22 protein-coding genes are annotated in these 21,083 nt (G+C 41.1%); 10 read left to right on the forward strand and 12 right to left on the reverse strand.

Translation table 11 applies throughout. The annotated features are described in order from the left end of the window. Positions 1 to 72 precede the first annotated feature (72 nt). Positions 73 to 729: a response regulator gene (locus tag QJ048_RS20655; RefSeq protein WP_282336328.1), complete on the forward strand. Its 657-nt coding sequence runs from the start codon at positions 73 to 75 to the stop codon at positions 727 to 729. A gap of 345 nt (positions 730 to 1,074) precedes the next feature. Here QJ048_RS20655 and QJ048_RS20660 read toward each other — a convergent pair whose 3' ends face one another. The 6 genes from QJ048_RS20660 to QJ048_RS20685 form a co-directional block, all read right to left on the reverse strand. After that, entirely contained in the window at positions 1,075 to 2,997 is a 1,923-nt protein-coding gene (locus QJ048_RS20660; RefSeq protein WP_282336329.1) for a M1 family metallopeptidase, read from the reverse strand. Between the two features lie 100 nt (positions 2,998 to 3,097). Next, positions 3,098 to 3,553, reverse strand: coding sequence for a PepSY-like domain-containing protein (locus QJ048_RS20665; protein WP_282336330.1), 456 nt, complete (start codon positions 3,551 to 3,553; stop codon positions 3,098 to 3,100). 147 nt (positions 3,554 to 3,700) lie between these two features. Next, the gene (rsmI, locus tag QJ048_RS20670) at positions 3,701 to 4,369 is read right to left on the reverse strand and encodes a 16S rRNA (cytidine(1402)-2'-O)-methyltransferase (RefSeq protein WP_282336331.1); all 669 of its coding nucleotides are present in this window, start codon (positions 4,367 to 4,369) and stop codon (positions 3,701 to 3,703) included. A gap of 90 nt (positions 4,370 to 4,459) precedes the next feature. Next, entirely contained in the window at positions 4,460 to 4,705 is a 246-nt protein-coding gene (gene purS, locus QJ048_RS20675) for a phosphoribosylformylglycinamidine synthase subunit PurS (RefSeq protein WP_282336332.1), read from the reverse strand. A gap of 43 nt (positions 4,706 to 4,748) precedes the next feature. After that, positions 4,749 to 5,510, reverse strand: a complete 762-nt coding sequence (locus tag QJ048_RS20680; protein ID WP_282336333.1) for a CDP-alcohol phosphatidyltransferase family protein — start codon at positions 5,508 to 5,510, stop codon at positions 4,749 to 4,751. 175 nt (positions 5,511 to 5,685) lie between these two features. Continuing rightward, the gene (locus tag QJ048_RS20685) at positions 5,686 to 6,975 is read right to left on the reverse strand and encodes an aminopeptidase P family protein (RefSeq protein ID WP_282336334.1); all 1,290 of its coding nucleotides are present in this window, start codon (positions 6,973 to 6,975) and stop codon (positions 5,686 to 5,688) included. A gap of 372 nt (positions 6,976 to 7,347) precedes the next feature. Here QJ048_RS20685 and pckA point away from each other — a divergent pair, with 372 nt between their 5' ends. Then, positions 7,348 to 8,952 (forward strand): phosphoenolpyruvate carboxykinase (ATP), encoded by a 1,605-nt coding sequence (pckA, locus tag QJ048_RS20690; RefSeq protein ID WP_282336335.1) that lies wholly within the window; start codon positions 7,348 to 7,350, stop codon positions 8,950 to 8,952. 223 nt (positions 8,953 to 9,175) lie between these two features. On the opposite strand, the gene QJ048_RS20695 is transcribed toward pckA, so the two are convergent. Then, complete coding sequence (locus QJ048_RS20695) at positions 9,176 to 9,943, reverse strand: DUF3575 domain-containing protein (RefSeq protein ID WP_282336336.1); 768 nt, start codon at positions 9,941 to 9,943, stop codon at positions 9,176 to 9,178. An 83-nt stretch (positions 9,944 to 10,026) separates the two neighbouring features. Between QJ048_RS20695 and QJ048_RS20700 the strand changes: the two genes are divergently transcribed. The 5 genes from QJ048_RS20700 (at position 10,027) to QJ048_RS20720 (ending at position 13,539) form a co-directional block, all read left to right on the forward strand. Then, on the forward strand, positions 10,027 to 11,391 hold the full coding sequence (locus QJ048_RS20700) for a DUF2252 domain-containing protein (RefSeq protein ID WP_282336337.1): 1,365 nt from the start codon (positions 10,027 to 10,029) through the stop codon (positions 11,389 to 11,391). 107 nt (positions 11,392 to 11,498) lie between these two features. Then, on the forward strand, positions 11,499 to 11,762 hold the full coding sequence (locus QJ048_RS20705; protein ID WP_282336338.1) for a zinc ribbon domain-containing protein: 264 nt from the start codon (positions 11,499 to 11,501) through the stop codon (positions 11,760 to 11,762). A gap of 30 nt (positions 11,763 to 11,792) precedes the next feature. Further along, positions 11,793 to 12,263 carry a hypothetical protein gene (locus QJ048_RS20710; RefSeq protein WP_282336339.1) on the forward strand — a complete coding sequence of 157 codons (471 nt, stop codon included), beginning with the start codon at positions 11,793 to 11,795 and terminating at the stop codon, positions 12,261 to 12,263. A gap of 35 nt (positions 12,264 to 12,298) precedes the next feature. Then, positions 12,299 to 12,826, forward strand: coding sequence for a DUF922 domain-containing protein (locus QJ048_RS20715; RefSeq protein WP_282336340.1), 528 nt, complete (start codon positions 12,299 to 12,301; stop codon positions 12,824 to 12,826). A gap of 170 nt (positions 12,827 to 12,996) precedes the next feature. After that, a complete protein-coding gene (locus tag QJ048_RS20720) occupies positions 12,997 to 13,539 on the forward strand; it encodes a transposase (protein ID WP_282336341.1) in 543 nt (180 codons plus the stop codon). 158 nt (positions 13,540 to 13,697) lie between these two features. Here the strand turns inward: QJ048_RS20720 and treF are convergent, their stop codons facing one another. From treF to trpS, 3 genes are all read right to left on the reverse strand, one after another. Beyond that, the gene (gene treF / locus QJ048_RS20725) at positions 13,698 to 15,254 is read right to left on the reverse strand and encodes an alpha,alpha-trehalase TreF (RefSeq protein WP_282336342.1); all 1,557 of its coding nucleotides are present in this window, start codon (positions 15,252 to 15,254) and stop codon (positions 13,698 to 13,700) included. A gap of 241 nt (positions 15,255 to 15,495) precedes the next feature. Continuing rightward, positions 15,496 to 16,131, reverse strand: coding sequence for a deoxynucleoside kinase (locus QJ048_RS20730; RefSeq protein WP_217790632.1), 636 nt, complete (start codon positions 16,129 to 16,131; stop codon positions 15,496 to 15,498). Between the two features lie 44 nt (positions 16,132 to 16,175). Further along, on the reverse strand, positions 16,176 to 17,180 hold the full coding sequence (gene trpS / locus QJ048_RS20735) for a tryptophan--tRNA ligase (protein ID WP_282336343.1): 1,005 nt from the start codon (positions 17,178 to 17,180) through the stop codon (positions 16,176 to 16,178). A 251-nt stretch (positions 17,181 to 17,431) separates the two neighbouring features. On the opposite strand from trpS, the gene gatC reads away from it, so the two are divergent. From gatC to QJ048_RS20750, 3 genes are all read left to right on the forward strand, one after another. Next, on the forward strand, positions 17,432 to 17,722 hold the full coding sequence (gene gatC, locus QJ048_RS20740) for an Asp-tRNA(Asn)/Glu-tRNA(Gln) amidotransferase subunit GatC (protein WP_217790633.1): 291 nt from the start codon (positions 17,432 to 17,434) through the stop codon (positions 17,720 to 17,722). A gap of 146 nt (positions 17,723 to 17,868) precedes the next feature. Continuing rightward, positions 17,869 to 18,573 (forward strand): ABC transporter ATP-binding protein, encoded by a 705-nt coding sequence (locus QJ048_RS20745; protein ID WP_345774538.1) that lies wholly within the window; start codon positions 17,869 to 17,871, stop codon positions 18,571 to 18,573. A 128-nt stretch (positions 18,574 to 18,701) separates the two neighbouring features. Next, entirely contained in the window at positions 18,702 to 19,262 is a 561-nt protein-coding gene (locus QJ048_RS20750) for a cob(I)yrinic acid a,c-diamide adenosyltransferase (protein WP_282336345.1), read from the forward strand. 77 nt (positions 19,263 to 19,339) lie between these two features. Here QJ048_RS20750 and QJ048_RS20755 read toward each other — a convergent pair whose 3' ends face one another. Both QJ048_RS20755 and QJ048_RS20760 read right to left on the reverse strand, forming a co-directional pair. Continuing rightward, complete coding sequence (locus tag QJ048_RS20755; RefSeq protein ID WP_282336346.1) at positions 19,340 to 20,125, reverse strand: polysaccharide deacetylase family protein; 786 nt, start codon at positions 20,123 to 20,125, stop codon at positions 19,340 to 19,342. Positions 20,126 to 20,239: 114 nt separating this feature from the next. After that, a complete protein-coding gene (locus QJ048_RS20760) occupies positions 20,240 to 21,019 on the reverse strand; it encodes a glycosyltransferase family 2 protein (protein ID WP_282336347.1) in 780 nt (259 codons plus the stop codon). Between the last annotated feature and the right edge of the window lie 64 nt (positions 21,020 to 21,083).

The raw sequence follows: 21,083 nt of genomic DNA on the forward strand, positions 1-21,083 counted from the left end.
ATAAGCTCTTGCAATCATTAAATACCTGTTCGTGGTATTGCAGGGGAAGGAGAATAATCTGACTTTTGCCGTATGGATAGAAACATTTCTGTATGCATTGTCGACGACACGAATGACATTCGCCTTGCCCTTGAGGAGATCATTAATATGGCGGATGGATATGACCTGATAGGAAGCTTCAGCAATGGTGAAGAAGCATTGGAAAAGCTGCCGGATCTTAAGCCCGAGGTAGTACTGATGGACATCAACCTCGGCGGAATGACGGGCATTGAATGTGTAAGAAAATTGAAGCCTCTTAATCCCGATATGCTTTTTATGATGTGTACGGTTTATGAGGAAGATGATAAAATTTTTGAAGCATTAAGCGCAGGGGCGAATGGTTATATTTTGAAAAAAACTGCTCCCGGTAAGTTACTCGAAGCCATAAAAGAACTGAAAGAAGGCGGTGCTCCCATGAGCAGCCTGATCGCCAGAAAAGTGGTGGCTGCGTTCCAAAACAAACCAGCCGCTGTGGCCGCTACAACTGAAGGCAGCGACGACCTGATCGATGCGCTTTCCAACAGGGAAAAAGAAATCCTGAAGTTTCTCTCCAAAGGAATGCTCTATAAAGAAATTGGTGTGCAATTAGGCATCAGTCATGAAACGGTACGTAAGCACGTATACCATATCTACGAGAAGCTTCACGTAAACAGCCGCATCGAAGCTGTGAATAAATACTATGGCCGCTAGATCAACCGATTGCATTAACCTTTTTTTATAAAAACTACCACTAAGTGGGTATTGTTTCCAATAAAAATTACCATGACCTTTGCGTTAGTCGGGATGTTAAAGCAAATATTGTTAATCATTGAAACCTTACCTTTCGTATTATCCCTAAAAAACGCTCAGCATTACGAACTCAATTACTTTAAAAAGTAATTTAATAGCCGCTCCCAGAGTGGCTTATTTATTCTCCTTACAGCTCTGTGTTTACACATCGATATTGTCCTGGGTTTTTCAATAAAAAAGTCATCCCGATTGGTCAAATAATGACGATCAATCGGGATGACTTTTACATTTTATTTCAAAGCGTTTCTACCAGTTTAATTGCAACGCGTTGTTTCTGCGGTTTACATCAGCCATTCTTTCGGACGGGTCAATCACCACTTCTTTAAGGTCTGTGATCCTATGTTTTGTTTCTATAACAAAAGTCGGATGTGTCCATTTCCACGCTTCATTTACAACTCGTGGTGTATTGTCCTCTGCAGGCTTTTCTCCGAACATCAAATACATTGGTACATATTGTATCTCTTTGCTTCCGTCTTTAAATGTTAGCTGAAGATCAATTGGCATCGGCACTTTGCCAATTCGTGCAAGCCTGATTTTTGTCTTGCCATTTTCTTCCCAAAGACTGTCAATTCCGTAGTCAATAGTCTTTGTTGTGTTCACCCAATATTCTTTGTACCAGTCCAACTTCATACCACTCACTTTTTCCGCAACGCGAATGAAATCATTTACATTGGGATGTTTGAAATGCCAGTCATTATAATACTGAAGTAAAATTTTATCTCTAATCTGGGCTCCTACAATGTATCCAAGTTGCTCCATGAATACTTCGCCTTTTGAGTACGACGCAACACTATATGCAAAATTGCTTTCATAGTGATCAGCATGTGTGGTCAGCGGTTCCTCTCTTCCACTTTTCACTAGGGCAAAGTACCCCGCATAAGCATCCTTGTGAATATTCTGTGTAGCGGTATTTACTGCCAGTTCATTTTTTGAAGCAGCACCACTACCACTTGTTTGCTCTCCGTAGTACTGGCTCACGCATGTTTCTGCCCACGACGTAAAGCCCTCATCCATCCAGGGATACATGCTTTCATTTGTTCCCATCATCATCTGGTACCATGTGTGCATCCACTCGTGAAATGCGGTTCCAAGGCTTGGGCTGGATATCAATGTTGACATTGGATACTCCATGCCACCATCACCCCCATGCACAAACGAATATTGTTTGTAAGGATATTTACCAAAATGTTGCTGAATATATGGCAGTACCAATACTGCCGCATCCGCTACTTTGTTCCACGCAGCATCATTAGCGGCATCATTTTCTTTATAGTTGTACAAAACGTTGATGGTAATTCCGTCAGCCGTTTTTCTAACGAGATGTTTGTATTCTGGATCAGCTGCCCACATGAAGTCGTGAACGTTAGGAGCTACAAAATGCCAGGTTAGTTTGCTACCTGCAGGTTGAACTACTTTCACGCCTGCATCCTCGTAGCCATAACCTATCTGGTTGCCATTTATAACATAGCCGGTTCCACCCAATAAATATTTTTTATCAATTGAAATAGTAACATCATAATCACCCCAAACGCCGTAGAACTCACGTGCCACATATGGTGTAGGATGCCAGCCTTCATAATCATATTCACTCATCTTAGGGTACCACTGGCTCATAGAGTAACGAACTCCTGTTAAAGGATTATCTCTTCCGCTGCGGCGAATTTGCAATGGAACCTGCGCTTCAAATTCCATGTCAAACACCACTTTACTTTTCGGTAAAATTGGTTTCGAAAGCGTTACTTCCAGAATGGTTTCCTCTACTTTGTAGGGCTGCGCAACACCATTCATTTTTAATGAAAGCACTTTTTGATAACCAATTTCATCAGGTTTCAAATTTGCGATGCGATCTCTTACCCTGCTGTCCCAATCGCGAACATCGTTGCCCTTTGCGTCCTGCCGCACTACAATTTTGCCCAGCTCACGGCTGCGCATGTCCATCATACTGTTTGGCTGAAATGCATTAAAGTATAAGTGATAAAACACTTTGTACAGCGTATCGGGAGAGTTGTTGGTGTATTCCAGTTTTTGTGTACCGGTAAAACGGTTGGTGTTAACATCCATGTCGATGTTCATCTTGTAGCTCACTCTTTGCTGCCATCTGTCAGGCTGTGCAAAAACCAATGAACTTATCAGGACGAACCCGATATTCAGGAGGAAGAATTTTCTCATTATAATCAGGGTGTTTTATTTGAGTTTTAAGTTGTAAGTAATAAGTTTTAAGTGATGGGGCTTCCTTCTAACTTATTACTTACAACTTAAAACTTATAACTTAAAGTGTTCTACTATCTCTCAACAGCTTTCCTTTCTCGTTAAACGTCAGGTTCATTTTTTCGACATTGCTTTTCGCTACGATCATTTTGTAGTTAACAGAATCGCCCGGCAATTTGATTTCCGATGCATACTTTACTTCCCACTCGGAATATTTGCTTTTTGAAAAACCATCATTCACCACGGAAGGAATTTTACTTTCTTCGAGCTTTGTTTCTGTTTGTTCCCAAATGCCTTTGTTGGTAAAACGTGCCTCATGCGATTCTCCGTCCAGACTAAAAGTTGCTACAAAAGAACTCAGTTTGTCTTTCCATTCCACTTTTTTTGCCACTGGATATTTAGCATAAAAAGCATCTGTTACTTCTGCCGGTATTTTACGAAACTGCGCAAACAATGAGTTAGCAGCTAGGATACATACGGTTGCCAAAATAAAGCTCAGGATTTTTCCAGTTTTCATACAGAAATTTTGTTTAGATTTTTTTTGGACAAAAATTACACCAAGGTAGCTTAATTGAAAGTGGAAAATTGAAAATTGAAAATGAAAGCCACTAAATTTAAGGTCTCTATAACAGGAGTTGCACCTCTTTATCTTCAAATTTTCAAATTATTCCTCCTTTCCCGCCACAATCAACACAATCTCCCCCTTCACCGTTTTTTGCTTGAAGTGATCGCAGACTTCCTGAAGACTGCCACGTTTGTTTTCTTCAAACATCTTGGTAAGTTCACGGCTAACACAGCATTGCCGGTCAGCCCCAAAGTATTGAATGAAGTCTTCCAGCGTTTTTACAAGTCGCATGGGAGATTCATAAAATATCATGGTGCGCTCTTCTTCTGCCAGTTGTTTTAGTGCAGTTTGGCGACCTTTTTTTAAAGGCAAAAATCCTTCGAAACAAAAACGATTGGTGGGAAGTCCGCTGTTAACAAGGGCGGGAACAAAGGCTGTAGCGCCGGGAAGGCATTCTACTTTTATGTCGTTGCGAACGCATTCACGAACCAATAAAAACGCAGGATCCGAAATTGCAGGAGTACCCGCATCTGTGATCACTGCCATCTTTTTACCTGCCAGCAATTGCTCTACAAGGTGCTGCAGAATTTTATGTTCGTTATGCTGATGATATGGAGTAAGCGGTTTCTGAATATTGTAGTGATTCAAAAACACGGATGAAGTTCTTGTATCCTCACACAAAATGAGATCGACACTTTGCAATACTTCTATCGACCGATAAGTAACATCTTTAAGATTTCCTAAAGGCGTGGGAACAAGATAGAGCATGGTTGGGAAAATATGAAAATGTGAAAAATATGAAAATGTGAAAATGGAAGTTCTGCACTTGTCACATTTTCACACTTCCACATTTTCACACTAGTTAACTGAAATTTCGAAATATTCCATTACAGGATTAGCCAGTAGTTTTTTAGTCGCATCTTCAGCGATTTTTTTTGCTTCATCTTCGTTAGAAGCATCTACTTGAAGCGTAATGTGTTTGCCTACTCTTACGTCATTAATTCCCTTTAGGCCAAGATTGTTTAAGCCACCCATAACGGCTTTACCTTGAGGATCCAGCAAATCTTTTAGGGGCATTACTTTTACCTGTACTGAAAAAGTCATTGTATTTTGGTTTTCGATTTATTAGAAAATTTCTCTCAACAAGCTATGCCTGTTGTTTTGGAAGGGCCAAAGATAAGATGATATAGAGAATAAACATGACAGGTATTGCAAGCCATTTTAAGAATATTGCAGAAACAACGGCCAATAAAAGCAAGATCACTTTCGGCATATTGCTTTTTAGTTTGTAGTCTTTAAACTTCAAAGCCATAATCGGCAGGTTGGACACCATCAAATAACTCACGAGCGCAATGATGGCATAAATCACCCATTTGTTGAGTAAAAGCGAAGCAACCGTTTCTCCGGAATTCACAAGAATTAATGGAAACGAAGCGATCAGCAAACCAATCGCAGGTGTCGGAACTCCCTTAAAGCCATATTGTTGCGAATCGTCAATATTGAATTTCGCCAGCCTGTAAGCCGCAGCACAAGCCACCACTAAAGCAGGCAACAACCACATGATAGAAACATTCAATCCATTTTCTTCCTTAGCGATGCCTAAGCGCAAAAATTGGTACAAGATCATACTTGGCGCCACACCAAAACTCACCACGTCTGCCAAAGAATCAAGTTCCTTACCCATAGCAGAAGACGCTTTCAGCAACCTTGCCACAAACCCATCAAAAAAATCAACAACTGCTGCCAGCCCAATAAATAATGACGCGTACCAAATTTTTTCCGGGAGATCTACTAACTGTGCACCGTAACTGTCAGTAGTTATGATAATGCCATTTTGAAGTGTAACGATAATAGCCAGCGAGCCGAAGAAAAGATTAAGTAACGTGAATAGGTTAGGAATTTGCTTCATATAAGAATTGAATAAACTGAATAGACTGAATAACTAAATGACTGAATAGACTGAATAACTGAATCGTGAAACTATGATTTTTTTATTAAAAGCCGCACACAGATGACGCAGATTAAACTGATCTACACTGATCTGTGTTTATCTGCTCAATCTGCGTCATCTGCGTGCTTGCCTTTTATTTCTTCATCAATGCTTCTAACTCGTCCGCCTCGTAAGGAATATTTTTCATCAAGTCGATGTTGCCATCTTTTGTGAGCCAAATGTTGTTTTCTATGCGAATACCCATTTGCTCCTGTTCAATGTAAATACCCGGCTCGATCGTTAGCAACATACCTTCTTGCAAGGGCTCTGTTTTTGTTCCAAGATCATGCACGTCCACTCCAAGATGGTGCGAAATACCGTGATACAAATACCTTCTGTACGCTCTGTTTTCAGGGTCTTCATTCTTTACATCGGCTTCAGTGATAAGACCCAGTTTCAGGAATTGTTTGGTTGCTTCATCTCCCACTTTATCAGTATAATCAAGCAATGTGATACCAGGTTTTAAAATGCTTTTGCAATATTTGTGAATGTCAAGGCATGCATTATAAACTTCTTTCTGACGTTTAGTGAACTTACCGTTTACAGGCACTGTGCGGGTCAAGTCTGCATTGTAGCCGCCATATTGCGCACCAAAATCCATCAATACCAATTCGCCATCTTTACACTCCTGGTTATTGCTAACATAATGCAATGTTCGAGCCCTATCGCCACTTGCGATGATACTACCGTAACCTTCTCCGGTAGCGCGGTTGCGCAAAAATTCATGTACCAGTTCTGCTTCAATTTCATATTCAAAAACACCAGGCTTAATGAAGCCGAGCAAACGACGAAATGCTTTTTCTGTAATGTCGATCGCTTCCTGCATTACTTCCACTTCAAGGGGCGTTTTAATGGCACGAAGATCTTTTAAAATTCTTGCGCTTCTTTTATAGTTATGCAAAGGATAACGGCTGCGCATTTCCGCTACATAACGGTAATCCCTAACCGCCAGTAAATTTGACTTGCGGTCGTTCTCATTTGTGTTCAGATAAATGGTATCTGCAAGGTGTATCCACGGTTGCAAAACGCCATCGAGCACATCCAGCCATACAATAGTTTGAATGCCGGATATTGCAGTGCCTTCCTCTTTTCTTAGTCTGTGGCCATCCCATTTTTCCTTCAATTCATTTGGCCTTACAAGCACCAATACTTCCCGGAATTTGGGATCGGGATTGTCGGGAAACAACACCAACATTGTGTCTTCCTGCACAATACCTGTAAGCCAGTATAGGTCTGAATTTTGCTTAAATCCATGTAATGCGTCACCATTCGAAGGCAATTCATCATTGCTGTTGAAAATAGCAATCGCATTCTTTTCCATTTTTTCTACAAAACGTTTACGATTCTGTATAAATATCTCTGCATTTAAAGGCTTGTATTTCATTAAAATCTATTGAAAAAGTAAAAGAATGCGTAAAAGTAAGGAAGAAAAGATAAGTGCGAGATGGGAGGCTTGTGATGTCAGATTGTACAAGCGATATACATCGCACATTCTGCGCACGTGTTAAGCCTCATACCTTATTCCCGAGGTCTCATACCCAAAAAGCTGATGTTTGTCAATAAGTGAAAAAATTTTAAAATTTTCAATTTATCTAATGTTCAAATGATTGCTTTTAAATTATTTGTATAAAAAACGGGCATATTTTGAAAAAAAGATAATGCCGACTGTATAGCAGGTCGAATTTTATGCACTTTGGGTAGATAGTGCATCTGCTAACAACCGTTAGTTTTGTCCTTCACCATAGATTTAAGCCATATGATTTCAACGATTGCAATGCCCATCAAAGGCCTTAAAAGAATTGGTCTTACATTTCAAAACAACGTACACTATCAACTACACCCGGACGAACTCATAAAAGATGCTTTAAAACGTGATGAGGGTGAGCTTGCAGACACAGGGGCATTGGTAATCAAAACCGGGGAATTTACCGGCCGTTGTCCAAAAGATAAATTCATTGTCAGCGATGAAATTACCGCTGACACGGTACATTGGGGCGGATTCAACCAGCCCATCGAGGAAAAGTTTTTCCATGTTATTTACGGAAAAATCATGCATTACCTGAATGGCCGCAAGGAAGTTTGGGTAAGAGATTGTTTTGCCTGCGCTGATCCCCAGTACAAATTGTCGATCCGCGTGGTAAACGAAACTCCTGCTCTTAATCTGTTTGCTTACAATATGTTCATGCGCCCTTCGGAGCATGATTTGGAAACTTTCGAACCGGAGTGGACAATTCTTAACGCTCCAGGCTTAAAACTTAATGCGGCCGAATGCGGTATTCGCCAATCGAATGCTGCCGTGGTTTCATTTAAACACAAAACCATCCTGATCGCGGGAACAGGTTATACAGGTGAAATCAAAAAGGGGATTTTCACTATTCTCAATTATGTTTTACCACAACAAGAAGGTGTTTTGAGCATGCACTGCTCTGCAAATATGGGCGAAGATGGCGACACAGCCCTGTTTTTCGGCCTCAGCGGAACCGGTAAAACTACTTTGAGTGCAGATCCTGAAAGAAAGTTGATTGGCGACGATGAGCATGGATGGTCAGATAAAAATGTGTTCAATTTTGAAGGCGGTTGCTACGCAAAATGTATCAATCTTTCAAAAGAAAAAGAGCCGGAAATTTTCAACGCCGTGCACGACGGAGCTTTGCTGGAAAATATCAATTTCTACGAAGGCACACACACTGTTAATTACGACGATTCTACAATCACTGAAAATACGCGGGTTTCGTATCCGCTTTCATACATAGGCAATGCCATTGAGCCTTCTATCGGCTCTCAACCTAAGAACATTTTCTTTTTAACTTGTGATGCAAACGGAGTGTTGCCTCCAGTTTCGAGGCTCAATCCTGCACAGGCAATGTATCAGTTTATCTCCGGCTATACCGCAAAAGTTGCCGGAACAGAAGCTGGTGTTACAGAACCGAAATCTACGTTCAGTGCGTGTTTCGGCGCTCCTTTCCTTCCATTGCACCCGGGGAAATATGCAGAAATGCTCGGGGAAAAATTGAAATCAACCAACGTAAAAGTTTGGCTGATCAACACTGGCTGGACCGGAGGTTCATATGGAGTAGGTAACCGTATGAAGCTTTCTTACACACGTGCGATGATTTCAGCAGCGTTAAAAGGCGAGCTGGATAAAGTAAATTTTGAAGCAGACCCGGTTTTTGGCTTCGAAATTCCGTTAAGCTGTCCAAATGTACCTGTTGAGATACTCAACCCTCGTAACACATGGGACAACAAAGCAGCCTACGATGAAAGAGCAAATGCTCTTGCATTAGAATTTGTCAAAAACTTTGAAAAATATGCAGCCGGTGTATCGGAAGAAATTTTGAAAGCCGCGCCAAAAGCTGTCTAAGTTGGTTGTAGGGTTAAATAAGATGTGCCTGGGCCGAAAGCCCGGGCTTTCTTATGCCTGACGCAAACGAATTTCACGCGGTGAGCGCGACGGAGCAACGACGCAGCGTATTCTTATTCCGGGAGTATCGATATAAGTTAAGATTTCAAACTTTTGCGAAAGATTTGCGTGAAATTCTCTGCGTCGTTGCTCCGCCGCGCTCGCCGCGTGAAACTCACAAGGTCTATCTTTTTCCAAAGTGGTAGCCAATATATACGCAATATTTCAGACCCGGCGCCAATGCATTTCTGCTTCCGGAAGCATCCACATGTTTATCCGTCAATAACTTGTCAAGTAAAGGAAATCTGTCAATTACCGCCTGTGTTACATCGTTATAAATTATTTCTTTCGCATGATCGCTTAAGCTACCGGTGGCATCAAGATGTATGCCGTAGCGGGAAAAAGAAGGTGCGAACAAAGTAAGGTCAATGGTAATCCGTTTTGATAAGATAAATTGATACCCTAATTGCACTCCCAGGTTGCCAACATTAATTTTTGAATTTATAATGGCTGTAGATGTACTGCCGGTAGTATCGGTGTACGCCATGCGGCGCTCGCTTTTAAAATCATAGTAGCTAATATATGGCCCGATATAAAGACCGTGCGGAGCAGGAAATTTGTTTTCAGCCGCCAGATAAAATCTGTAGTCGCCGCCAATAGTAAAACCACTTTTTGAAACATCTCCGTGGTATTTTACGCCTGTTTGATTTGGCAGAAACCCAGGCATTTCAACATATCCGCCTGTTACAGAAAAAGTTTGATGTTTGGACACTACCCGTTCATAACTAAACATGAAAACATTATCGTACAATATCCAATTGGTTATATTGAACTTGATACTATTCTTGTAATAAGTTGAATCATTATTTTTTTGGGCAAATGCGCTATTTACATTCACACAAAGAATAAAAACAAGACCGGCTAAAAGGGGGATCAGCGTGTTGCGTTTCATCACGAGTCGTTTCTCAAATAACAAAACAATAACCGATTAAGTTTTGCGGACACTGCGTATATCTAAACATTAGTAAGAACTTAATGTTATCTATTGCGAAACAGCTATTTACCATGATCGAGAATGTAGTTGAAGAAGGCAAACAGATCCGGAAAAAAGTGAGCCGAAGCTCACAGGGCGAATTTGCAACCAGCAAAGACCGGCCGGAAATATTAAGTTTTATACAGCAGTCAAACTATGACCGGCTACCAGATCTCGTTCCTATTCGCCATGCACGCATGAGCGCATCGCCGTTCGCCTTCTACAGGGGAACTGCTTCTATTATGGCTTACGACCTATCACATATGCCAAATACGGGAATCAATGTGCAGGCGATAGGTGATTGTCACATCATGAATTTTGGCGGCTTTGCCACACCGGAAAGAACATTGGTGTTTGACGCCAATGATTTCGATGAAACGCATCCTGCGCCGTGGGAGTGGGATGTTAAGCGCCTTGCCACCAGTTTTGTGCTGGCAGGCAGAAATAACAATCTTGCAGAAATTGATGGACAGGAGCTGGCATACACTGTGGCGCAATCCTATCGCAAGCACATGTTTCTTTTTTCGGAAATGAGCATGCTGGACCTATGGTACATGAAGTTTGATATTGAAACACTTGCCGGCAAAACAAAGAACGAAACCATCAAAGATTTCCTGGATGATTCCATTGCAAAGGCACATAAGGAAACGCCTGAAAAAGTGTTTTATAAGATCACACAAGAGGTTTTTGGAAAACTTGAAATCACCGATCAGCCCCCGCTCATCTATCACACTTTTGATGTGGAGAAAGATAAAGAATACATGCGCTCATTCATGAGTTACTATTTTGATACGCTGCAACACGATCGTAAATGGCTGGCAACAAAATATGAAATAGTGGACGTGGCCCTTAAAGTTGTTGGCGTTGGCAGCGTGGGAACACGATGTTATGTTGTGCTGTTGATGAACGATAAAAAAGAACCGCTTTTCCTGCAAGTGAAAGAGGCAAGACAAAGTGTGCTGGAACCTTATACACAACTTAGCAAATATCTACACCAGGGACAAAGAGTAGTGGAAGGTCAGCGATTGGTACAGGCTGCAAGCGACATATTCCTTGGCTGGAGCATCGGCCCGGCTGGAAGGCATTTTTATCTGCGACAATTGAGGGACCGTAAAGTTGCACCAACCATAGAACACTTCAGCAAAGCATTGCTTACGGCTTATGCACGCCTTTGCGGGCGCATGCTCGCACGGGCACATGCAAAAACAGGTAACTCAGAACTCATCAGTTCTTATATGGGCAAAAGCGAAGCTTTTGAAGAAGCGATCAGCAATTTTGCAACCGCCTATGCGGACCAAACGGAAAAGGATTATGAAAGCTTTCTAAAAGAAATAAAAGCGGGGAGACTAGCCGTTGAAAAAGGCTGAGGACAACACGCATAGGATATTGTTTTCAGTTATATCTGCAGCACCAGTGGTTAAAATAATTTCTAGTTTAGACAACCTTTTCTAACTTCATTTTTCAATCAGTTTTTATGGCAGATGTTTACAAAAATTGTCAAAGCTGCGGAATGCCGCTAAAGCGAGACCCTAAAGGCGGCGGCACCAATACAGATGGTTCAAAAAGCACTATGTACTGCAGTTACTGTTTTGAAAATGGAAAATTCACACAACCAAATATCACTGCTGCTGAAATGCAATCTTTTGTAAAGGGAAAACTCAAACAAATGGGATTCCCGGGTTTTATTGCCGGCTTTTTTACAAAAGGAATTCCTTCCTTAAAACGCTGGAAACAATAATCGATATCTCAACTCTCAAATTTAGTTTCATTGCATTATTCATCAGAACAAGAAATTCAGCATCTCGTTGAACAGTTCAATAATAAAACGCTCCCAAAATCTGAATGGACCCATGCTGCACATCTAACAGTGGGCCTCTGGCATGTACACAATTTCGCGTTGGATGAAGCCATTTGCAGAATGCGTTCGAGAATTATCTCCTACAATCTGGCGATAGGCACGGAAAACACCGGCGACAGCGGGTACCATGAAACGTTAACTATTTTTTGGTTAACCGTTCTCAACCATTTTTTGAAATTGCAGGAGGGCAAATCTCTGCTGACACTTTGCAATGAACTCCTCGATAGCAAGCTTGCAGTCAATAGCTTACCTTTCTTTTTTTATGACAGAGAAAGAATTTTGTCTACCAACGCAAGAGCGAGATTCCAGGAACCGAACAAGAACGAGGTAATACGCTCAATTATCATCCGCATTCTGGCAAACGAGACGGATATTACTTAACACTGATTTAAGAAATCGTTTTTTTAAATTGTAGAATGAAAATTATCCACCTTTTTATTCTTCTATTATCCTTATCGTTTGCAAAGGCTCAGTCCGGCAATCTTATTCGCTGGAATGCAGTTAAAAAAATAACAATCGAAGATTTTAGAGCTCCCATAGAATCTTCTTACACCAACGCCGCTTTGACAAATACCTCTATCAAAATGGACATGGGTTACAATTCAAGCGGGTTTACATATAAAATCAATTGCTTTTTTGATAAATCAAAATCATGGATGCGCGTTAAAAACGGCTACGTTTTGGCGCACGAGCAAGTACACTTTGATATCTCGGAACTTTATGCCCGGAAGCTAAACAAGGCAATGAAGGAATATAAGTTTAATCAGAAAACAGTTGGTACAGATCTGCCGGAAATCTATCAGCGCATCATGACAGAACATGAGCAGGTGCAAAAACAATATGACAGCGAAACAGATCACTCTTTGATTAAAGATGCGCAGCAACGATGGTCGCAAAAAATTTCTGAAGGTTTGAAGGAATATAGCGCATATGCGGGGTATTAACTCCGTAGAGACTCGTTGAACGCGTCTCCCTTGCGCCCAGAGGTGGCAGCTAAAATGAAACAATTACCATACTTTCGTGCCGAACCTAACGTTGTACATCTACATTCAACCTGTGCAACGGAGACGCATTCAATGCGTCTCTACCGGATACTGCCATCAAAACAGCACCAATGGCAGAACTATTTCAAAACAAATTTCGTATTCCATCGTCAAGGCTTTCAACATGGGATTATGGAAGTCCCGGATTCTATTTTATCACTATTTGTACACGAGAACATTTTCATTATTTCGGATCTATTGTCAAATCCAATGACAGCGCCTATCTACAGAAATCATCAATAGGACAATTTGCCGAAGAGGCTTGGTTTGAAACGCCTTCATTAAGAGCAGATATGAATATCGAATTGGGGGAATTTATTGTAATGCCTAATCATATTCATGGCGTCATTATGATTGGAGGAAATGAATACAATCGTAAAATGCAAGACTGGACGCCAAACACATTCGGACCGCAACGTCACAACCTTTCTTCCATCATTAAAGGATACAAAGCTGCAGTAACTGGTTATGCTAAAAAATCAGGAAAAGAATTTGGCTGGCAGGAAAGATTTCATGATCATACTATTCGGACACAGCAATCATTTTACACTATCTCAAACTATATAATCAACAATCCAAACAAATGGGAAAAGGATAAATTTTACACGTCGTAACCTGTAGAGACGCGTTGAACGCGTCTCCCTTGCACCGAAACAATGCAACGTAAAAATTATGCGCCCCGAATATTGCTGTTAAACGTTTGGGGGTAACGGAGACGCATTCAATGCGTCTCTACCGACATTCATTACATGCAACAATCCGATGTAAAGCATCACGGCGTCGGATATTCCTTCATCAATTGCATCAACACGCCATTCGTCCAACCGAAACCGTCCTGCGATGGATATTCGCCGCCACCCGCTGTCGCATCGATATTTTCAACATTGTATTTCTCCATCATTTTGCCGGTGGCTTTATAGACTTTTACGTTCAAGTCGATCCAGCGTTTGGCAATTTCTTTGGCGAGATCATTTTTTCCGTATTGTTCCAAACCTTTGATCGCCATCCACTCCAGCGGCGCCCAGCCATTCGGCGCATCCCATTGCTGACCGCTGTTTTTAAGCGTTGTAACAACGCCACCCGGTTTTAAAAATTTCTTTTCAACAATACCTGCAGCTTTTTCAATTCTTTCTTTTGGCGCAAGCGCAAAATAAAACGGTGTGATGCCGGCAATCGTCATCGAATTGCTCAACGCTTTTCCGCTGATGTTGTAATCGTAGTACCAGCCATCAGCTGCGTTGAATAAATATTTGTTGATAGCAGTTTTACGTTTCTCAGCAATTTGCGTGTACAAATTTGCCCTCAGTAAATCGCCGGTTGCTTTGTATGATTTTGACAAAGTAATTTCCAAATGATATAACAAGCAATTCAAATCTACCGGTAAAAAGTTGGTCGTTTCGATGGTAGAAATATTCTTGCCATCGGCAAACCATCTTGTACTGAAATCCCAGCCGCTTTCTGCTGCCGAGCGCAGGCTTCTGTAGCGTGCTTTTTTTACGGCTTCATTTGCTTTTGCGCCAAGCTCTACATCTTCCCGATAGCTTTCCTGGCGGGGCGTTTCATATTGGTCGTAGTATCTGTTTAAAACATCTCCATTCGGCATTTTCACTACGTGTTTCGTGGGTGCAGTTTTATCCATCCAGTAATCGTATTCACTTTGCAATGGACGCTGATATTCTGCATACACTTTATCTCCGCTTTTCTTAGCCAATAAATCGAGCATCAAAGAAAAGAACGGCGGTTGCGATCTGCTTAAATAATAGGTGCGATTTCCATTGGGCACATGTCCATATTGACTTAGAAGCCACGAAAAATTATTCACGAGATTTTCAATCATGGCAGTTTCCCCACTCGCTTCCAAACCAAGCATAGTGAAGTAAGAATCCCAATAGTATACTTCGCGAAATCTTCCACCGGGTACAATATAAGAGTTGGGCAAAGGCAACAACGTGCTTCCTGCAACAGTTTTGTCCGGATTTCTTTTCAGCACCTGCCACAATTGTTTGATATGCGTTTGCACATCAGCGTTTTTATCCGTTTTATAATTGTCGGACGGCGCCAGTGGCAAATCGAAATTGTCTTCCACAAATTTTTTCAACGAAAAATCAGCAGTTGGAGCTTTCTTGATTTTTGTGTAATCCTCTACAATTGCAGCCGGAGATCGTTTGGCAGTACAATCCACAAACGTTTTCCCATCAGGGAAAATGCGGTTCATCTGCACGTCGACAAATAACTCGCCGTATAATTTATCCGGCGGTATCGTGTCCTGCGCATTTGCCGATAAAGCAATAGAAAGTGGAATTGCCATGGAATAGATCATTCGCTTCATACGTAGGTTTTCTAAACAAATACAATGAGCCATAGTTCACTGAGTAACTGAATAATTGAGTAACTGAATAACTGGGTGAGACTATCGGAATCTTTACCTCACGACCATAGTTAAAGTACCACAGGTCAAATTCTATAGTCATCCCTTCAGTTATTCAGTTACTCAGTTATTCAGCAATTTGTAAATAAAAAAGCGCTGGCTCTCATAGGGCCAGCGCTTCAATTATTTTGCCGGAAAAAAACTAGAACAATCCGTACAACTGCGAATCAATTTTGTTGATTATATCACCCAAATGCTCTTCGTTTTCTGCGAATTTGTTTTTATCAACATCAATCACCAACAGTGGACCTTCTTTGTATGATTCGATCCATTTGTTGTAATAATCATTCAGGCGTTTCAAATAATCAAGCCTGATGTTTTCTTCATACTCCCTGCCGCGTTTTTGTATTTGCGCAACCAAAGTTGGAACGGAGGCCTGCAAGTAGATCATCAGGTCCGGAGGCTGCACCATTCCTTTCAGGGTTTGAAAAAATTTATAGTAGTTGTCAAAATCACGTTTATTCATTAACCCCATTTCATGAAGGTTTGGCGCAAATATATTCGCATCTTCATAGATGGTTCTGTCCTGAATAACGGTCTCTGTTCCTCTGTGAATATCCAGCAGCTGATTAAGACGGCTGTTCAAAAAGAAGATCTGAAGATTGAAGCTCCAGCGGGGCATGTCTTCATAAAAATCATTCAGATACGGGTTGTGGTCAACATCTTCAAATTGCGGTATCCACTTGTAATGCTTGCTCAGCATTTCCGTTAAAGTGGTTTTACCTGCACCGATGTTTCCGGCAATCGCTATGTGTTTAGGTTTTTTTGCTTTAGCCATGAAATAAAATGTAAAACAGTCAAATTTTTATTAGGGTATGTAAATTAATAAACTAATCCCATGTGTTCTCTAACCTGTTCCATGGTTGCGTTAGCACTTTTTCTTGCCTTCTCCGCGCCTTTTTCCATCACCTCTTTCAAATACTTTTCGTCTGTGCGGATGCTTTCAGCTTTTTCACGGATAGGTGCAATAAACTTCACCATGTCTTCTCCCAGTTGCTTTTTCATATCACCGTAGCGTATGGTGCAATTGTTATAATCAGCTTCAAATTTTTCGATCACATCTTTGCCACTTACCAGGCTCATCAAGAGGAAAATATTTTCGATATAATCTGGTTTCTTTGAGTTTAGTTCGGTTGGGCCGCTATCGCTTTTTGCCTTCATCACCTTTTTGCGAATCACATCATCACTATCTGCCAGATACAAAGTTGCATTCTGGTTCTCACTTTTACTCATCTTTCCTTCACCATCCAGGCTTGGCACTTTTACCAGCGCCTGGCCGAAGTTGAACGCCTGCGGTTCAGGAAAAACATCACTATAACGGTGATTGAACCTGTTTGCGTATGTACGGGCAATTTCCAGGTGCTGCTCCTGGTCCTTACCAACCGGCACCAGCGCCGCACGGTGAAGCAGGATATCCGCCGCCATCAACACGGGATAAGTTAGCAAACCAGCATTTACGTTATCTGGTTGCAGTCTCACCTTGTCTTTAAAAGTAGGTGTTTTTTCCAGCTCACCTTTGTAGGCCAGCATATTTAAATAAAGATATAATTCGCTTGTTTCACGCACATGGCTTTGGCAGAAAAGCGCAGCTTTATCGGGATCGAGACCCGAAGCAATATTCTCAGCCAATACGCGATGTACATGTCCTTTCAGTTCTTTTGTATCAGGATGTGTGGTAAGCGAATGCAGATCCGCCACCATAAAATAACATTCATATTCATCCTGCATGCGCACATAGTTGCGCAATGCCCCAAAGTAATTGCCGAGGTGCAAAAAACCTGTGGGACGGATGCCACTCATTACTATCTGTTTTTTCCCTTTTTCCATAACCGGGCGAAGATAAGAATTTGAAAATTTGAAAACGGGAATACCCAATGTGGAAATTTGAAAATATGGAAATTTGAAAATGGAAGGCGTAACTGACCGCAGATTTTTCAACTGGGTTTTGTAAAAAAATTCAACAATTCAATAAAATTTAGAATTCCAAGCATTTATCTTCCAAGAAAAGTATGTGACACACCCAATTTTCAAATTTTCAAATTATCTAATTTTCAAATTGTTCCCCGTATTTTTGGAATATGGAAGTAACAGACAAATTAGTGGACAACCTGGCGGCATTATCCAGATTAAGCTTTAATGAGGCGGAAAAGCAGGAAATTAAAAGCGATTTGGAGAAAATGATTGCATTTGTGGAGAAACTTCAGGAAGTGGATACTACCGGTACAGAACCATTGCTGCACATGACCAGCGTAACCGATGCTTTCCGGGAAGATGTGGTAAAAGGTTCCATGCCTAAAAATGAGGCACTAAAAAACGCACCTTTGGCAGATTCTGACTATTTTAAAGTGCCAAAAGTGATACAGAAGTAATTGAAAATGGAAAGTTGAAAATTGAAAATGAAGGGAGTTTTGTACGTTTAATCTGTAAGCCGAATTTTGATTTTTGACTTTTTATTTTTGACTTGGGGTTGCAGCTTCCGACTCCTAACTCATAATTCACAACTCATAACCTCTCTATGGATCAATCTATCATTCATCTTGAAAATGTCCAGAAAAGCTATTTTATGGGAAAACAAGCTCTTCCCGTACTGAAAGGCATATCACTGGATATTTTTAAAAATGAATATGTTGCACTGATGGGCCCCTCAGGTTCTGGGAAAAGCACACTGATGAATATTATTGGCTGCCTCGACACTCTCACGGCAGGACAATACATATTAAACGGAAGCAACGTGAGCACCATGACAGATGATGCCCTTGCCGAAGTGCGCAACAAGGAGATTGGTTTTGTTTTCCAGCAATTCAATTTGCTGCCTCGCTTAACTGCTGCAGAGAATGTGGCCCTGCCGTTGATCTATGCAGGTATTGCAAAAAGGCAAAGACTCGAAATGGCAAAAGAAGTATTGGCAAAAGTGGGCCTTGCAGACAGAAGCCATCACAAACCAAATGAAATGAGCGGTGGTCAGATACAACGCGTGGCAATTGCCCGCGCACTGGTAAACAATCCTTCCATCATTCTTGCTGATGAGCCGACAGGAAACCTTGATTCCAAAACTTCAGTTGAGATCATGGAACTCTTTGGCAGCATTCAGGCGGCGGGAAATACTGTAGTTCTGGTTACCCACGAAGAAGATATCGCAGCTTATGCCCGCAGGGTTGTTCGTCTCCGCGACGGCGTGATAGAAACGGACAAGCGCAAGGAGATGGCAGCGGCGCACTGAATAATTGAATAAACTGAATAACTGAACTTTAAACTACAGTCAGTCATTCAATTTATTCGATCATTCAGTTATTCAATCGAAGAAGGCTATTCGGCACTCAACCATTCAGTTATTCAATCATTTCTCCCATGGCTACTAAAATCTACACCAAAACAGGTGATAAAGGAACAACGTCTTTAATAGGTGGTACGAAAGTTCCCAAGTCTCATATTCGCATTGAAGCATATGGAACGGTAGATGAATTGAATTCATACATCGGGTTGGTCAATGACCTGATTACGGATAGTCACAGCAAAATTTTACTCAAAGAAATACAGGACCGTTTGTTTACCGTTGGCTCTTCACTGGCATGTGATCCTGATAAAGAACCTTCTCTCAAAATTCCTGATCTTAAAGAAAGTGACGTTGAACTACTGGAAAAGGAAATTGATAAAATGAACGCCGTTTTGCCGGCAATGAAGCATTTCATTTTGCCGGGAGGCAGCGTTGCAGTTTCACAAACGCATATTGCACGTTGCGTTTGTCGCCGCGCAGAAAGGTTATGTGTAAACATGCAGTTCCAGGAATTGGCCGTTGAAGCAGTTGTGATCAAATATTTGAACAGATTGAGCGACTATCTTTTTGTATTGGCAAGATATGTGGCGCATTTGTCACATGTTGAAGAGATCGCATGGAAACCGAGGGTGTGAACGCCTAACGCTAATTCAAAAGTGAAAATTAAAAAGTAAAAATATCGGGTACAGCTTTTTGATTTTTTATTTTTTAATTATGCTAAACGCACACGTAGAAACTCCTGCGTAGTTATAAATTCTCCATGTTGAGATAAATCTTTTATTAGCCTTATCATTCTTTCTTTTAGCACATTGTTTGCGCTATGGCGCTTTGTGTAGCCCGGTACTTTGTACTGGCTGATGTCTGTCAATTCCCACGGATGAAAGTACAAACACAAATAACCATCTTGCTTTAGTGTTTGAATCGCCAGATTCTTATACACCAAATAAGGGAGATTTTTAAACGCGAGCCAAAAAAGAGGAATGCGTAAATGCGGCGATACTGAGGTAGGTACACGCACTATATTTTCTTCTTTATAAACTGTCCGCGATATTTTCAGGTTGTTATATCTACCCGGCAAATAAGTGGGATTAATGGAAGAATCGTACGTATAACCTGCCGCGAATACATCGCTCATCTCTACTTTTCGTAATCGCGGCATACGCAGTCCTGTTACTTCAGTTTTGCATATGTCGCTTAGCACTTTGCGACTTTGCAACAAATGCGAGGTTTCATATTCTGAGTGATAAAAAGTATGAGAAGCAATCTCATGCTTTGCTGCGAGAGCAAGCATTTCAGCAGGATAGTGCTGAGCGAAATGGGCGGTTGTAAACAATGTGGTTTTGACGTCAGTTGCAGTCAAAACATCCTGCATACTTTGCAGGCCACGAAAACCGGTCGCCATTTGCTCTTCCGCTGAAATGATTTGACCATATTCCAGAGGCAAGTCAAATTCTTCTACGTCAAAACTAAGAAGTATGTAAGCCGGTTTGTTTTTCAAAATTTTGCACAAAAATTCGATCAAAAATGTTGATATGGTGTAACTGGTTGAGAACTTTAACAGGAGGCACGATTCTTCCTGCTTAAAACTCAGAACTTATTACCCAAAACTTTACTATGCAATAATATCAGACAATTGCTCAGTTTGCGCAATTGAAGGCACATTTTTCTCCTTCTCAAATCTCCTGCGCTGCTTTACAAGCTGCGCAAAATTTTTCAACTCTGTTTTCAGTACTGCATAACCCATGTTTGAGAATACCACATCGTCCCTCAATGACACCTCATTTATTTTGGTGCGCAAATTTCTGTGTGTAACAAGTTGCAAAAACTCCGTGTCGATAAGAAATCTATCGATGGTAGTAGCAAGAAATGCCTTTTTCCCGGCCTCGTTAAAAGCCTTGATGCCAGACTGAGTATCATTGATATATAATGAAAGGAAATTTCTATTGAGCCAGGAGCACCCCTTGGAGATGAGCCATCTTTTCAATGGTAATTTCTTGTAGTACGTGTGATTACGTTTTCCCGTAACAACTTCATAGCCTTTTTGAAGGTCATGGTACATCGTCAGAAGATTTTCATGCTCATACGGAAAATCAAAATCCGTTAGAACCACATAAGGTGCGGATGCGTTCTCGACGCCCGTTCGCAACGCATAGCCCTTGCCCTTGTTATCCGGGTAAGAAATAAAGGTAATAGAGGGATCTTTCTCTGAGATCACCTCAAAAAGATTTAGTAATTCCGGCGTTTCAAAACCATCGTTTACGATAACGAATTCGATATTTACCGATGAAGGAAAAATCGACCGTGCCTTAACTACGTTATCCAAGAAACGATGATGCCAGTTCGGGTTGGGTTTGTACAACGGTAGTACAAAAGAGATATCTTTGCTACTCATTACTCAATTTCTCAGGTTAAAGATTCTTTGCAATTTACCGTAATATTTACCTATAAAACTGTTA

The organism is Pinibacter soli (genome assembly GCF_029961145.1).
In the GTDB taxonomy this organism is placed as follows: Bacteria; Bacteroidota; Bacteroidia; order Chitinophagales; family Chitinophagaceae; genus Pinibacter; species Pinibacter soli.

Bases quoted from the DNA above. Each gene is read 5' to 3' on its own strand.
- QJ048_RS20715 (WP_282336340.1), top strand. From the start codon at position 12,299: ATGAAAATTATCCACCTTTTTATTCTTCTATTATCCTTATCGTTTGCA.
- trpS (WP_282336343.1), bottom strand. From the start codon at position 17,180: ATGGAAAAAGGGAAAAAACAGATAGTAATGAGTGGCATCCGTCCCACA.
- treF (WP_282336342.1), bottom strand. From the start codon at position 15,254: ATGAAGCGAATGATCTATTCCATGGCAATTCCACTTTCTATTGCTTTA.
- pckA (WP_282336335.1), top strand. From the start codon at position 7,348: ATGATTTCAACGATTGCAATGCCCATCAAAGGCCTTAAAAGAATTGGT.
- QJ048_RS20720 (WP_282336341.1), top strand. From the start codon at position 12,997: ATGGCAGAACTATTTCAAAACAAATTTCGTATTCCATCGTCAAGGCTT.
- QJ048_RS20700 (WP_282336337.1), top strand. From the start codon at position 10,027: ATGTTATCTATTGCGAAACAGCTATTTACCATGATCGAGAATGTAGTT.
- QJ048_RS20660 (WP_282336329.1), bottom strand. From the start codon at position 2,997: ATGAGAAAATTCTTCCTCCTGAATATCGGGTTCGTCCTGATAAGTTCA.
- QJ048_RS20685 (WP_282336334.1), bottom strand. From the start codon at position 6,975: ATGAAATACAAGCCTTTAAATGCAGAGATATTTATACAGAATCGTAAA.
- QJ048_RS20745 (WP_345774538.1), top strand. From the start codon at position 17,869: ATGGATCAATCTATCATTCATCTTGAAAATGTCCAGAAAAGCTATTTT.
- QJ048_RS20680 (WP_282336333.1), bottom strand. From the start codon at position 5,510: ATGAAGCAAATTCCTAACCTATTCACGTTACTTAATCTTTTCTTCGGC.
- QJ048_RS20695 (WP_282336336.1), bottom strand. From the start codon at position 9,943: ATGAAACGCAACACGCTGATCCCCCTTTTAGCCGGTCTTGTTTTTATT.
- QJ048_RS20750 (WP_282336345.1), top strand. From the start codon at position 18,702: ATGGCTACTAAAATCTACACCAAAACAGGTGATAAAGGAACAACGTCT.
- QJ048_RS20705 (WP_282336338.1), top strand. From the start codon at position 11,499: ATGGCAGATGTTTACAAAAATTGTCAAAGCTGCGGAATGCCGCTAAAG.
- QJ048_RS20655 (WP_282336328.1), top strand. From the start codon at position 73: ATGGATAGAAACATTTCTGTATGCATTGTCGACGACACGAATGACATT.
- purS (WP_282336332.1), bottom strand. From the start codon at position 4,705: ATGACTTTTTCAGTACAGGTAAAAGTAATGCCCCTAAAAGATTTGCTG.
- rsmI (WP_282336331.1), bottom strand. From the start codon at position 4,369: ATGCTCTATCTTGTTCCCACGCCTTTAGGAAATCTTAAAGATGTTACT.
- gatC (WP_217790633.1), top strand. From the start codon at position 17,432: ATGGAAGTAACAGACAAATTAGTGGACAACCTGGCGGCATTATCCAGA.
- QJ048_RS20730 (WP_217790632.1), bottom strand. From the start codon at position 16,131: ATGGCTAAAGCAAAAAAACCTAAACACATAGCGATTGCCGGAAACATC.
- QJ048_RS20760 (WP_282336347.1), bottom strand. From the start codon at position 21,019: ATGAGTAGCAAAGATATCTCTTTTGTACTACCGTTGTACAAACCCAAC.
- QJ048_RS20665 (WP_282336330.1), bottom strand. From the start codon at position 3,553: ATGAAAACTGGAAAAATCCTGAGCTTTATTTTGGCAACCGTATGTATC.